General features: G+C 60.0%; 9 protein-coding genes. 7 read left to right on the forward strand and 2 right to left on the reverse strand.

Going from position 1 to position 13,620, the window contains the following annotated elements:
- Positions 1-176: 176 nt before the first annotated feature.
- Positions 177-2,360: a L,D-transpeptidase family protein gene (locus tag HYP802_RS0106865; RefSeq protein ID WP_024275408.1), complete on the reverse strand. Its 2,184-nt coding sequence runs from the start codon at positions 2,358-2,360 to the stop codon at positions 177-179.
- A gap of 464 nt (positions 2,361-2,824) precedes the next feature.
- The gene (locus HYP802_RS0106875; RefSeq protein ID WP_024275409.1) at positions 2,825-4,333 is read right to left on the reverse strand and encodes a sigma-54 dependent transcriptional regulator; all 1,509 of its coding nucleotides are present in this window, start codon (positions 4,331-4,333) and stop codon (positions 2,825-2,827) included.
- A gap of 384 nt (positions 4,334-4,717) precedes the next feature.
- Between HYP802_RS0106875 and HYP802_RS0106880 the strand changes: the two genes are divergently transcribed.
- The 7 genes from HYP802_RS0106880 (at position 4,718) to HYP802_RS0106910 (ending at position 13,609) form a co-directional block, all read left to right on the forward strand.
- Positions 4,718-6,481: a M3 family oligoendopeptidase gene (locus tag HYP802_RS0106880; protein WP_244421025.1), complete on the forward strand. Its 1,764-nt coding sequence runs from the start codon at positions 4,718-4,720 to the stop codon at positions 6,479-6,481.
- Between the two features lie 194 nt (positions 6,482-6,675).
- Positions 6,676-8,589 carry a potassium transporter Kup gene (locus HYP802_RS0106885; protein WP_013946413.1) on the forward strand — a complete coding sequence of 638 codons (1,914 nt, stop codon included), beginning with the start codon at positions 6,676-6,678 and terminating at the stop codon, positions 8,587-8,589.
- Between the two features lie 175 nt (positions 8,590-8,764).
- Positions 8,765-8,908 (forward strand): aa3-type cytochrome c oxidase subunit IV, encoded by a 144-nt coding sequence (locus tag HYP802_RS0106890; RefSeq protein ID WP_013946414.1) that lies wholly within the window; start codon positions 8,765-8,767, stop codon positions 8,906-8,908.
- 112 nt (positions 8,909-9,020) lie between these two features.
- Positions 9,021-10,160: a Re/Si-specific NAD(P)(+) transhydrogenase subunit alpha gene (locus tag HYP802_RS0106895; RefSeq protein ID WP_024275411.1), complete on the forward strand. Its 1,140-nt coding sequence runs from the start codon at positions 9,021-9,023 to the stop codon at positions 10,158-10,160.
- Positions 10,161-10,171: 11 nt separating this feature from the next.
- Complete coding sequence (locus HYP802_RS0106900; protein ID WP_244420970.1) at positions 10,172-10,573, forward strand: proton-translocating transhydrogenase family protein; 402 nt, start codon at positions 10,172-10,174, stop codon at positions 10,571-10,573.
- Positions 10,574-10,638: 65 nt separating this feature from the next.
- Positions 10,639-12,063 carry an NAD(P)(+) transhydrogenase (Re/Si-specific) subunit beta gene (locus tag HYP802_RS0106905; RefSeq protein WP_013946415.1) on the forward strand — a complete coding sequence of 475 codons (1,425 nt, stop codon included), beginning with the start codon at positions 10,639-10,641 and terminating at the stop codon, positions 12,061-12,063.
- A 157-nt stretch (positions 12,064-12,220) separates the two neighbouring features.
- Positions 12,221-13,609: a YiiX/YebB-like N1pC/P60 family cysteine hydrolase gene (locus tag HYP802_RS0106910; protein ID WP_013946416.1), complete on the forward strand. Its 1,389-nt coding sequence runs from the start codon at positions 12,221-12,223 to the stop codon at positions 13,607-13,609.
- The last annotated feature ends 11 nt before the right edge of the window (positions 13,610-13,620 follow it).

The raw sequence follows: 13,620 nt of genomic DNA on the forward strand, positions 1-13,620 counted from the left end.
AAAATGCTCGGCCGTTAACGATTAACCCCGAACCGTTAAGAGGCAGTAACTATCCCCGGCCGATATCTAAAACTTCGGAAAGGGCGATAAAAAGGCCAGTGGGCTCGGCAAATGAAAAAGCCGGCCCGCTTACGCGGCCGGCTTCTCATGTCTGCTTCGTCAGTCGTTGGCTGTGCTCAGAAGCCGCCAAAGACCTGCTTGAAGAAACTGCCGAGGCCACCGTTGTGCTTCTTGCGGCGCCCGCGGCTGTCGTATTCGTCGTCATCGCCGAAGAGCGATGCGAAACCATCGTTGCGCCATCCCTCATTCGGGATGTCTTCGGGCGACACTTTCTTTTCGTCAGCTTTGACGATCTGGTTCCACTTGCCGGCGAGCGCGAGCGTAATGCGTTTCTCGTGGCCGTAGATGTCGTTGAAGGTCTGAACTTCGCCGTTATCATCGACCCACGCCGTGAAATACGTCACGTGCACGGGAATGGGATGATCGAGGGCGATCTCGTTCTCCTCTGGGCCGTTCTTGACGAGATCGTCGACCTTCTCTTTGTCCCAGCCTTTATCCTTGTCGAGGATCAGCTCGGCCAGCGATACAGGGTTGCGCACGCGCATGCAGCCGTGGCTGAAAGCGCGGACGGGTTCGTTGAACAGACCTTTGCTCGGCGTGTCGTGCAGATAGACCGCGTGCTTGTTCGGGAACAGGAACTTCACGACGCCGAGCGCGTTGCCGCCGCCGGGCGGCTGATAGACATGGAAATTGCGAATGTCGGTGCGAGACCAATCGACATTTCGCGGATCGACCTTGCGGCCGTTGTATTCCATGACCAGACCCTGGCGACGCAATGAATCGTAGCCCGATCTGAGGCCTGGCAGCAGTTCCTTGATCTTGATCGAGTCCGGAACGTTCCAGCGCGGCTTGATAACGACGGTCTTCATCGTCTCGGAGAAGATCGGCGACTGGGCGTCGGGCCGGCCAGAGACGATGCGCTCCTCATGGATGACCTGGCCATTTGACACCACGCGGAATTTGAATTCCGGGATGTTGACCATGACGTAGTAGTTGCCGAGATCGGCGGGCATCCACCGCCACTCTTCCATATTGGCGACTAGGCGGTCCGTCGTGACGCCGTTGCCGGCGTTCAACGAATTGCGCAGCACGTTCGTAATCCAGAAGCTCGCCGGGCGAATGCCCTTCTGCTCCTTGTAGGCCTTCACGGCGTCGGCCAGCGCATTGTCGTAATAGTTTTCGTCGGCGGGCGAGCCGTCAGCTTTGACCGGCGGAGCCGTGACTTTCAGGCGCTTGCGCAGGACGGCGATTGCGGGATCGCTCTGGCCGGGTTTGATATTCGGCCCGCTGGGAATTTTGAGCGCTTCCTCGGCCTTTTTCGACGCCCGCAGTGCGAGGAGCTTCTCGCGCAAACGGCGGAACTGCTCCTGCTGCGGGTTGAGCGAGGTCAGATAGGCAGCTTTGTCGGGTGCTGCCGCGAGATCGTCGATGACTGTCTTGCGATCAAGCAGAACCGGCTTGCGGTCGATGTACGTGCCGAGCTGTGCGGACGGATCGCTGATGCGATCGCCGTGAGCATCGCGCGCATACTCCATCGCCTCAAGCGACAGACGGGCTTCTGCGGCCATCAGGTCGTCGGGATTGAAGCCGCCGTCGGCGTTCGCCTTCAGATCGGGGATCTTGAAATCGGCCGAGCGCAGGCCCCAATCGTCGGCACCTTGGAGCGCCGAAATGAGGTTCTTGGCTTCGGGCGTGAAGCCGTGCTTGTCGACCCACAGCGTTGCGCCCATGCGATCGTGATAGAACTTTGCGAGTGCGTCGCGATCCTCAGCGTCGGTTCCGGACAACGCCTTCTTGGCGTTGTTCCGTATGTAGTCTTCGATAGGCAGATAGAGCAGCCGATCGTCGGCGGCGATTTTGGGCTGCTCGGCGGCTGCGGCGTCGGCAGCAGGTGCAGGCGTTTCAGCAGCCGGCGCGGTTACCGCCGTGTCGGTCGGTTTGTCGGTAGCGGCAGGTGCTTCCGGCGCCTTAGCTTCGGACGACGGAGCTTCGGCTGAAGGCTTGCTTTCGGGCGCTGCCGCGCTGTCGGTTGCGGGCGCTGCCGGTGCCTGTTCTACAGTGGAAGCATCCGGTGCCGGTTTGGCAGCGTCCGCTGCGGGTTGATGTTCCGGCGCCGTTTCCTGTGAACCGGCTGCGGGAGCGGCGGCAGGTTGTGTCGCGCTATCCGTGCTGTTGGACTGACCACTTGTCGGTTGTTGATCACTTGTCAGCTGATCACTGGCGGGATCGAGTGCCAACGCGGCTGATCCTGCGCTGGCCGTCAGCAACAGGCCGACAGCCAGGACTTTTGCGACGCGCATTCCGAAAACCACCTTTCAACTCCCCCGGCGATAGATAGGCGCCAGCGTTTCGTCTGACCAACCAGATCGCGGGACATAGCTGTGTTGCACAGCGCTGTGGCGAAACTGTTGCTGTTTCGTGCCCTTAAATGCACAGAAAACGGGCCAATACGGCGCGTCCGAAGCGCCCACCCGATTCGCTTACTTCCAACACCATAGAAAGCGGAAAGTTTCAATTTGATTGCGGCACGTCGGATTTCGCGACAGCTATAGCGAAAATGCAAAAGCCCCGGATGCAGCCGGGGCTTTTGCTGTCGAGGGCGAAGGGGCTCGCTCTCTCATCCTGGCCGGCGATCTTGAAGACCGGTCGGATGTAAACGGAATGTCGTGTGCGGTCTGGTCGCATGGTGGCGGGAACGGAGGGCGCGTGCATGCGCGCTCCACTCTCGCCTTTGGCGTGCAGCCTCTAAGGTTCGGTGACGTGTCTAGTTGGTGCGGGGCTCGAGGCCGTATTCCTGCATTTTGCGGTAAAGCGTCGAGCGTCCGATGTTGAGCCGTTTGGCGACTTCCGTCATGTGGCCGCGATAACGGCCGAGAGCCAAGCGGATCATGTCGGCTTCGATGGCTTCGAGCGAGCGGATTTCGCCGTCCTCAGCCATAGCCTGGATACCGAGCGCACTTCCCGCCGATGAGGTCTTCATCTCGACGGTATGCGGGACGGTGTTCTCGGCGCCGAGAAGGGCCGGGCCGGTGTAGGCCTGCGGCTTCTGGACGACCGAAGGTGCGGCCGGAATTTCGGCCTCGAAGCCGTCGACGTGGGCGGCGATCTGAGGGAATTCCGAAACCGTGAGTTCAGGACCGTCGGCCAGGACGACCGCGCGGAAGACCGCATTCTCGAGCTGGCGAACGTTGCCCGGCCAGGAGTAGGCCTGCAGCAAACGCATGGCACGGTCAGAGATCGTGGTCACGCGCTTGCCTTCCTCGGCGGCGAAGCGGGCAATGAAGTGGCGCGCAAGCTCGGGGATGTCTTCGACGCGTTCACGCAGAGGCGGAACGAAGATCGGGAAGACGTTGAGACGGTAGTAGAGATCCTCGCGGAACTTGCCGTCCTTGACCTGCTGGATCATGTCACGGTTCGTCGCTGAGATGAGGCGGAAGTTGACCTTCACCGGACGCTTGGAGCCGACCGGATCGATCTCGCCTTCCTGCAGGGCGCGCAGCAACTTCACCTGAGCTTCCAAGGGCAACTCGCCGACTTCGTCGAGGAAGAGCGTGCCGCCATCGGCTTCTTGGAATTTGCCGGTGCGCTTGTCGATGGCGCCGGTAAACGATCCCTTCTCGTGACCGAACAGAATGCTTTCGATCAGGTTTTCGGGAATCGCTCCGCAGTTCACCGTGATGAAGGGCTGGCCGGCGCGATCGCTCTCGCCTTGAATGGCGCGTGCGATGAGTTCCTTGCCGACGCCGCTTTCCCCTTCGATCAGAACCGGGATGTTCGATGCGGCGGCGCGCTTGCCGAGCGTGATGACACGCGTCATCGCTTCGCCGCGCAGAACGAGATCGCCGAACGTCAGCTTGCCTTCGGCGGTTTTCTTGATGCGCGTGATTTCGTCCGTCAGTGCTTCAATTTTGAGGGCGCTCTTGATGGATACCTCGAGCCGTTCTGGCGAGGCGGGCTTGACGACGAAATCGACTGCGCCGCGGCGCATGGCGTTGATCGCGGTTTCGATCGAGCCGTTCGCTGTCTGCACGATGATTGGCGGCATGCCAGCAACGTGGCCGACACGGTCAAGAACGGCCATGCCGTCCATTCCCGGCATGATCAAGTCCAACAGGACGAGACCGATCTGGGGGCGTTCCTGGCCTTCGAGAACTTGAACGGCCTGTTCGCCGGAGCCACATGACTTGGTCTCGAAGCCAAATCGCTTGATCGTCTCTTCGAGAATTCGACGCTGGGCAGGATCGTCATCGACGATCAGAATACGCTTTGACATTTTCACGCAACTTTTACTCTAACGCAGACACGAGGGTCGTTTTTGAGCAATGGAAGCAGACTGCCCCAGCTTCACACACTTGGTGACCCGGAACTTACGCAACGAGCACATCATTGCCGGACAACGGTAAACGTAAGGTTTCGCGGTGACGCAAATTTCGCCGCCGTTCGCTAAGAGGCTGAACTCTCGCGAAAGTTTTTTTCAGCCGGTGCCGACCCTACATCTGTCTGGATCGTCAAATTTCATCTTTTCCGAGGCTGTGCTAAGCCACGGCTCGCATTCTTAACTATAGAGGTTCTCATGCGCAGGTGGCCGTTGTCCGATATCACTCTCGCTCCACAATCCGCGACCAAGCTGGCGGACGATAGGGACGCCCTGGGCAACATGCCGCAATGGGATCTGAGCGATCTCTATTCCGGTCCCGGCGATCCGGCCATTCAGCGCGATCTCAAAGAAGCGGCCGCTGAGGCGACGCGCATCAAGGCGACGTATCAAGGGCGCTTAGCGGAACTCGCCAAGGACGGCGACAAGCTGATCCATCCGGTCAAGGATTACGAGAAGCTGTCCGATCTCGCGGGCAAGCTCGGATCGTTTTCCGGGCTCTACTATGTTCTCAATCAGACGGACCCGGCGCGTGCGAAATTCAATGCCGACGTCTCGGAAGCGCTGACGAAGCTCTACACCGATCTCATCTTTTTCGAACTCGAACTCAATCAGATCGACGACGCCGTGCTTGAGTCGGCGCTGAAGCACGAAAGCCTCAAGCGCTATAAGCCGTGGTTCGATGATCTGCGGAAGGAAAAGCCGCATCAGCTCGACGAACGGATCGAGACGCTTTTCACCGAAAAATCGCAGACGAGCCGCGGCGCGTGGAACCGGCTGTTCGACGAGACAATGTCGGCGCTGCGATTTGAGGTCGAAGGCGAGAAGGAAGCGCTTTCGCTTGAGCCGACGCTCAACCTGCTGTCGCACGCTGACGAGAAGAAGCGCGAGGCAGGATCAAAAGCGCTCAGCAAAGTTTTTCAAGCGAATCTGCCGCTGTTTTCGCGGATCACGAATACGCTTGCGAAAGACAAAGAGATCTCCGACCGCTGGCACAATTTCAAAGACGTTTCAGACAGCCGCAACCTTGCGAACCGTGTCGAAGGCCCGGTTGTCGACGCGCTGGTGTCGAGTGTCCGCGCGGCCTATCCGCTGCTGTCGCATCGCTATTACGCAATGAAAGCCAAATGGCTCGGCAAGAAGACGCTGGCATCTTGGGATCGCAACGCGCCGCTTCCCGACAAGCCGGAACGCACGATCACGTGGTCGGAAGCCGAGCAGATCGTTCTTCGGGCTTACAACGGTTTTGCGCCCGAGATGGCGACGATCGCCAAGCAGTTCTTCGATAAGAACTGGATCGATGCGCCGGTGAAGCCCGGCAAGGCGCCAGGCGCGTTCTCGGCGTCGACGGTGCCGTCGGTGCACCCTTACGTCATGATGAATTATCTCGGTAAGCCGCGCGATGTCATGACGCTCGCGCATGAGCTTGGCCATGGCGTCCATCAGTGGCTCGCGCGCGATCAGGGTCCGCTGCTGGCGCCGACGCCGCTGACGCTCGCCGAGACGGCGTCCGTGTTCGGCGAGATGCTGACGTTCCGCGCGCTCATCGCTGAGACCAAGGATGCGCGCGAAAAGAAAGCCATGCTCGCGGCCAAGGTCGAGGACATGATCAATACCGTTGTGCGCCAGATCGCATTCTATACTTTTGAGCGAAAGGTTCACGAAGCGCGCCGCGAGGGCGAACTGACGGCCGAGCAGATCAACGGCTTCTGGATGGACGTTCAGGCGGAAAGCCTGGGGCCGGCGATCGATCTAAAACCCGGCTACGAGGTCTTTTGGACCTATATCCCGCACTTCATTCATTCGCCTTTCTACGTCTACGCCTACGCGTTCGGCGACTGTCTGGTAAACTCGCTTTACGGCCTTTACGCCGAAGCTCACCCCGGGTTCGTGGCGAAATACTTCGATCTTTTGAAAGCAGGCGGGTCGAAACACCATTCGGAGCTGCTGGCGCCGTTTGGGCTCGATGCGCGCGATCCTCAGTTCTGGAATAAGGGACTTAAGGTCATCGAGGGGATGATCGACGAACTGGAAACCATGTCTTGAGCCTGCTCTAGAAAGCGTTCATAAAACCGACTGTTCGGCGGTGCAGCGAATCCTGCGAAGGTGTGCTGCCGAACGGTCCGCTGGAAAGGCAACTTGGGGGTGGCGAATTTAACGCTTTCCATCGGCTCGACGTGAGGGTAGAAGCCCGCCACTTTGCTGCGATGCAGCCCAATTCGACAGGTCGAGGTGCCTGAATGGCACAAGCGCCCGCCTCTTCTCAGGCTGCCGATTATGGCGTCGGAGAGGGGCATGACAGTAAGAACTTCTGGGCATTGGCACTGGGCTCGGTAGGTGTCGTCTTTGGCGACATCGGTACGAGTCCGCTTTATGCTTTCAAGGAGGCTATCACAGCTGCTTCGCACCGCGGGTTGACTGCCGCGGAGGCGGCGGTTGGCGTGCTGTCGCTCATCTTCTGGAGCATGACGCTCGTCGTCACCGTGAAGTACGTGCTCCTTTTGCTCCGCGCCGATAACAAGGGCGAGGGCGGTATGTTCGCGCTGATGGCGCTGGGCCAGACCGTCGCCCGCCGCAGCGCGCCGCTGCTCGGTGCGCTTGGTATTGCCGGCGCTTCGTTCTTTTACGGCGATGCGGTTATCACGCCGGCGATTTCGGTGTTATCGGCGGTCGAAGGCCTGCAACTCATCGCGCCGCAATTCGAACGCGCCGTCATTCCGGTCGCCGTCATTGTTCTCGCCGGCCTTTTCTGGATGCAGTCACGTGGCACGGACCGGGTCGCGCGATTTTTCGGTCCGGTCATGTGCGTCTGGTTTGCCATCCTGGCGCTGGGCGGCCTCGTCCACATCGCCGACAATCTGCACGTCCTTCGTGCCCTCAATCCGATTGAGGGCATTTCGTTTGTCTACCACCACGGCTTTCTGGGCCTGACGGTGATGGGCCTCGTCTTTCTGGCGTGTACCGGCGCCGAGGCGCTCTACGCCGACCTTGGCCATTTCGGCCGGAAGCCTATCTCTGTCGCCTGGGTGTACTTCGTCATGCCGGCGCTGGTGCTCAATTATTTCGGCCAGGGCGCGTTGGTCATGAACGACGCCAATGCGGTCGAAAATCCGTTCTATCGGCTTTATCCCGATTTCATGCTGATCCCGATGCTGATCCTGTCGACGTTCGCGACGGTGATCGCGAGCCAGGCAGTGATTACGGGGGCCTTTTCGCTGACGCGTCAGGCTATCCAGCTCGGCCTCGTGCCGCGCTTCGAGATCCGGCATACCTCGGAGAGCATGGCCGGACAGATCTATATGCCGAGGGTCAACTGGATCCTTTTCGTAGCCGTTCTTGTCGCGATTTTTGCCTTCAGGACGTCGTCCAATCTGGCGGCGGCCTACGGTGTGTCGGTGACGGCAGCGATGGTCATCGACTCGCTGATGGCGTTCTTCGTCATTTGGAAATGCTGGAAGTGGCCGCTGTGGCGCGTTGCGCTCATCATCATTCCGCTGTTGCTGATTGAGCAGGCGTTCTTCTCAGCCAATATCCTGAAGCTGCTGGAAGGCGGCTGGGTGCCGCTCGCAATCGCCTGCATGCTGGCGATCATCATGTTCACCTGGGTGCGCGGCACGCGTGTTTTGGCGAAAGTCACGAAGCGCAACGAGGCCGACCTCGATTGGCTGGTGCGCAAGCTCGAAGCGAAGCCGCCGCATCGCGTTTCGGGAACAGCCGTGTTTCTGACCGGCGATCCCTATGCTGCGCCCACGTCGATGATGCATAATCTGAAGCACAATCGCGTCATGCATGAGCGCAACATTCTGCTCTCGATCCGTACGGAAGAGACGCCGCGCGTGGCCCGTCATGAGCGGCTGACGATCGAGCGCGTGTCCGATCATTTCATCCGGATCATCGCGCGTTACGGCTTCATGGAAACGCCGAGCGTGCCGAAGATTCTCGAACATGCGCGCCGGAAGGACTGCAACATCGACATCGGTTCGACGTCGTTCTTTCTGTCGCGGCGTTCGCTGCGCATGACAGCGAAGTCTGAGATGCCGCGTTGGCAGGAACGCCTGTTCATTATGCTGGCAGGAAGCGCGGAAGACGCGACGACTTATTTCCAGATTCCGACCGACCGAGTCGTTGAGGTCGGCACGCAGGTTGCGGTGTAGCGAGGCGCGCTCGTCTCTACAACCTAGGCTCGATGCCGTATGGCGGATACGCAGTCTTGGCCGGGTTCCCGGCGCAAACTAGGCGAAAGGCCAGACTGCGACACCTTGAAGCTCGCCACATCTTGCGATACCAACCTCATGCAGATTTTAAAACACGCCACTGGGGAGTGAAACTTTGGATATCGATACCTCGAAGGGTAGCCCGGCAATGGACTACGCAGCGCATCTTGAGACCTACCGCGATTTCGTGCGCTTTCTGAAGATTGGCGTCATCACAGTGGCCGTCATTCTCGTCCTCATGAAGATCTTTCTGGTCTGATCCCCGGCTCACCTACGCCGATTAGGTGACGTCAATTTGGGGCAGGCCGGTGATGGACTGCCCCTTTGCTTTTTCCGGTTCTGCCCCTGCCGCCCATCGATTGGACCGAGACATGGTTACGATAGCTGTCACCAGTGAGCCGGCCGACGAGCCGCGCGTTGCCGTTTCGCCGGACACGGTCAAGAAATTCACCGGCCTCGGCGCGCTCGTTCGCATCGAGCAGGGCGCAGGACTCAGATCGCGCTTCTCCGACGACGCCTACCGTGCAGCCGGTGCGGAGATCGTCAGCAAAGCGGATGCGCTTTCCGGCGCCGATATTTTGCTCAAGGTTCGCCGTCCATCTATCGATGACGTCAAAGCACTGAAGCCCGGCGCGATCGTTGCCGGCATGGTCGATCCTTACGGCGAGCGCGACGGTCTCGACGCGTTGGCGGGGACCGGCGCAATCGTCTTCTCGATGGAATTCATGCCGCGCACGACACGCGCGCAGTCAATGGACGTGCTGTCGAGCCAAGCGAACCTCGCGGGCTACAAGGCCGTCGTCGATGGCGCTTCGATGTTCGGTCAGGCGCTCCCGATGATGATGACGCCCGCCGGTACGGTTCCGGCGGCAAAGGCGTTCATTATGGGTGTCGGCGTTGCGGGTTTGCAGGCCATTGCGACGGCGCGGCGGCTCGGTGCGCAGGTGACGGCAACAGACGTTCGCCCGGCGACGAAAGAGCAGGTGCAGTCGCTCGGTGCGAAGTTCATCGCGGTCGAAGACGATGAGTTCAAACAAGCGCAGACGGCTGCCGGTTATGCCAAGCCGATGAGCGCGGAATATCAGGCGAAGCAGGCCGAACTCGTCGCCAACCACATCAAATCGCAAGACCTCGTCATCACGACGGCGCTCATTCCGGGCCGTCCGGCACCGAAGCTTATTTCGCGCGCCATGATCGAGAGCATGAAGCCCGGCTCGATCATCGTCGACCTCGCGGCCGAGCGCGGTGGCAATACCGAGATGACGGAGCCCGGCAAAACGATCGAGACGCCGAATGGCGTGAAAATTTTCGGGCCGCTTAATCTTGCAGGCACCATCGCCGTCAACGCTTCAAGTCTCTACGCCCGCAATCTCTTGGCTTTCCTCGAAACGATGATCGACAAGAAGGAAAAGACGCTGGCGGTGAATTGGGACGACGAACTGATCAAGGGAACGCTGATCGCCAAGGACGGGCAGATTGTGCATCCCAATCTTGCGACGAAGACGGCATGAGGAGCCTTGCCATGCGCTTGATCCAAACTCTGATCGCGGCTCTTGCGGTCACGGCATTAACGGCATCGTCGGCGTTCGCTGCCGAGGGGCATGGCGTCAGCCCGTCTGTATACGAGCTGATGGTGTTCGTGATTGCGGTTTTCGTCGGCTACTACGTCGTCTGGTCGGTGACGCCGGCTTTGCACACGCCGCTCATGAGCGTCACGAACGCGATCTCGTCCGTTATCGTGGTCGGCGCGCTGCTCGCCGTCGGTGTTTCGCTGACGGATTCGGACAGCGGCATCGCTCGCGTGTTCGGTTTCCTCGCATTGACGATGGCGTCGATCAACATCTTCGGCGGCTTCCTCGTCACCAACCGGATGCTCGCCATGTACAAGAAAAAAGAAACGCCTCCACCGAAGAAAGAGGGCTGACGCTCGCGTCGCTCGTCGCATGAGAACCGCCGCAGGAATCCGATAACAGGCCCGGGAACGCACCTATGTCCGCAAACGTCGCCGCTCTGCTTTATCTCGCCGCCGGCGTTCTCTTCATCCTGGCGCTTAGAGGCCTGTCGAGCCCCGCGACATCGCGCAAGGGCAACCTCTACGGTATGATCGGTATGACGATCGCGATCCTTACGACGCTTGGGCTCGCCGAGCCGACGGCGACGTCCTGGATCCTGATTGTGCTTGGCATCGGCATCGGCGGTTTTATCGGCGCCAAGACGGCACACGAAATTCCGATGACGATGATGCCGGAACTCGTCGCGGCGTTTCACTCACTCGTCGGTCTCGCCGCGGTGTTCGTTGCGGCCAGTGCGCTTTACGCGCCATCGGCGTTCGGCATTCTCGTCGATCCGGCGGCGCCCGATCTCGGGATCAAGGCCGGCAGCCTGCTTGAGATGTCGCTCGGCGTTGCGATCGGCGCGATTACGTTCACCGGTTCGGTCATTGCGTTTGCGAAGCTTTCGGGGCGAATGTCGGGCAAGCCCATCATGTTGCCGTCGCGGCATCTGATCAATGCGGGCCTTGGGATTCTGCTGATCCTGATGATCTACGCGTTCATCGTGTCGGGTGGGTCGGCGTGGCTGTTCTGGCTGATCGTGGCGCTCTCGCTGCTGATCGGCGTCCTGATCATCATCCCGATTGGCGGCGCCGACATGCCGGTCGTCGTCTCGATGCTGAACTCGTATTCGGGATGGGCGGCTGCGGGCATCGGCTTCACCCTCGGCAACGTCGCGTTGATCATCACCGGCGCGCTCGTCGGCTCGTCGGGCGCCATCCTGTCGTACATCATGTGCAAGGCGATGAACCGGCAGTTCCTGTCCGTCATCGCGGGCGGTTTCGGCGGCGAGACTGCGGCGGCCGGAGCTGCAGGCGGCGGCGAGCAGAAGCCGGTCAAGCTCGGCTCGGCGGAAGATGCCGCCTACGTTCTCAAAAATGCGTCGAAGGTCATCATCGTGCCGGGCTACGGCATGGCGGTCGCCCAGGCGCAGCATGCGTTGCGCGAGATGGCGGACGCGCTGAAGAAGGCCGGTGTCGAAGTCAAATACGCCATCCACCCGGTTGCAGGACGTATGCCGGGGCACATGAACGTGCTGCTCGCCGAGGCCAACGTGCCCTACGACGAAGTTTTCGAACTTGAAGACATCAACAGTGAGTTCGCCCAAACCGACGCCGTTTACGTCATCGGCGCCAACGACGTCGTCAATCCGGCGGCTGAAGAAGACAAGACGTCGCCGATCTACGGCATGCCGGTGCTTCAGGTCTGGAAGGCGGGAACGGTGTTTTTTAACAAGCGTTCGTTGGCGTCGGGCTATGCCGGTATCGACAACCCGGTCTTCTATCGCGACAACACGGTGATGTTGTTGGGCGATGCCAAGAAAATGACGGAAGAGATCGTTAAATCCCTGGCTGCGGACTAGGCGAGGGCTGGCCCAAGGGTCGGAGCGAGCCGTCTGGCCGTAGATTGCCGGCCATAGGGGCGGATCGGCAACAGGCGGTTGCCGATTGCGGTGGCTCGGGTCAGAACCGGGCCGGTCTGCTATAACTTGCAGCCAAGGGTGAGTTTGAGGGTTTTCCGTGTTGGCTCCTGTCGCGTCGGCGTCTTTCGAAAACGATATCGAGCACATCGAGATTATCGCGGCGACGCCGGTAACGAATTCGGCGCTGCTCGCCCGCAACCTGCAATTCATCTACGAGCGGGCATCGAAGGCGCGGTTTGCCGATTACGACGTGGTGGGCATCGCGCGGCAGGCGCCGCAGCTGATGTACCGACTGTTCGATCTTCGCGTCGGCCTTCGCGATCATCTGGCGCATTACGAAATGCTCGGCCTCATGACGCCGGAGGCGACGCAGGGTTTTCGCGACGTCTTTCGTGTGCTCCGTTACGTTTCCGACATGCTCGGGGAGGTCACGACCGGGCATCCGCGCACGCATGAGAACGGGTATCTGCTCCGTGGCTTTACGGGCACCGACAACAACACGCTCGTGAACTATGCTTTCTATAGGAGCGGAACCGCGCACCATTTCCGTTCGGGCGACGTCGTGCTGGTGCGAGGCACGGCGCACAACAGCGCGGCCATCGCCCGGATCGGTGACGTCGATAGCCAGTTCAGCCATATCGGCGTCGTCTACATTGATCCCCAGGGCGACCACTGGATGGTCGAGAGCCTGATCGAAGACGGTGCGACCATCACCCCGCTAGCGAAGGCGCTCGACCATAACATCGTGCGCGCTGTGCTCTATCGCCATCGTGATGCCGATCTCGGGGCGCGCGCAGCTAAATATATTTTCGATTATGTGGCGGCGTCGCACGCGAAAGGCGGCAAGCGCATCCTTTACGATTTCTCGATGCGCACTGACGATACGCGGAACCTGTTTTGTTCGAAGCTGGTCCGGCTCGCTTATGAGCAGGGCAGCTTCGGGACTTTCAGGCTGCCGACCTATCCGACGCACATCGCCCGCAAGAACAAGGATTTTCTGGACCGCGTCGGCGTCGCGACAGACCTGACGTTTGCGCCTGCCGACATCGACATGGAGTCGGGTTTCGATCTCGTCGCCGAATGGCAGGACTATCGCGATACGGCCGGCATTCGCCTGCAAGACTTCACGATGGACAAGCTTTTCGAGTGGATGGACAAATACAACTATCGCTTCGAAGAGACGACGGCGATCAAGCTGGTTTCGCTGCTGGGCCGCTTTTCATCGCACTTCTCGGAAGGGGCGAAGGAAGTATTGTCGTCGGTCTTTCCGCGCGTGCCGATCAACATGCCGCGCAAGACCGTTGCGGTAGTGGCGATGTTGCACAAAACGGCCGAGCCGATCTATCGGGAACTCATGAAGCTCAATCAGGATTGCGTCGCTGAGACGGGCGTTCCGCTTCATGGACTCGACGCGATGGCAGCGCTCGAAAGCATTCGTGAACGAGAAGGTGACAGGATCGGGTATCTGGTTCGTCATCGTGACTGACCCAAGGCGGG

It is taken from the genome of Hyphomicrobium sp. 802, from assembly GCF_000526135.1.
Taxonomy (GTDB): domain Bacteria; phylum Pseudomonadota; class Alphaproteobacteria; order Rhizobiales; family Hyphomicrobiaceae; genus Hyphomicrobium_B.

Bases quoted from the DNA above. Each gene is read 5' to 3' on its own strand.
- HYP802_RS0106865 (WP_024275408.1), bottom strand. From the start codon at position 2,360: ATGCGCGTCGCAAAAGTCCTGGCTGTCGGCCTGTTGCTGACGGCCAGC.
- HYP802_RS0106875 (WP_024275409.1), bottom strand. From the start codon at position 4,333: ATGTCAAAGCGTATTCTGATCGTCGATGACGATCCTGCCCAGCGTCGA.
- HYP802_RS0106880 (WP_244421025.1), top strand. From the start codon at position 4,718: ATGCCGCAATGGGATCTGAGCGATCTCTATTCCGGTCCCGGCGATCCG.
- HYP802_RS0106885 (WP_013946413.1), top strand. From the start codon at position 6,676: ATGGCACAAGCGCCCGCCTCTTCTCAGGCTGCCGATTATGGCGTCGGA.
- HYP802_RS0106895 (WP_024275411.1), top strand. From the start codon at position 9,021: ATGGTTACGATAGCTGTCACCAGTGAGCCGGCCGACGAGCCGCGCGTT.
- HYP802_RS0106900 (WP_244420970.1), top strand. From the start codon at position 10,172: ATGCGCTTGATCCAAACTCTGATCGCGGCTCTTGCGGTCACGGCATTA.
- HYP802_RS0106905 (WP_013946415.1), top strand. From the start codon at position 10,639: ATGTCCGCAAACGTCGCCGCTCTGCTTTATCTCGCCGCCGGCGTTCTC.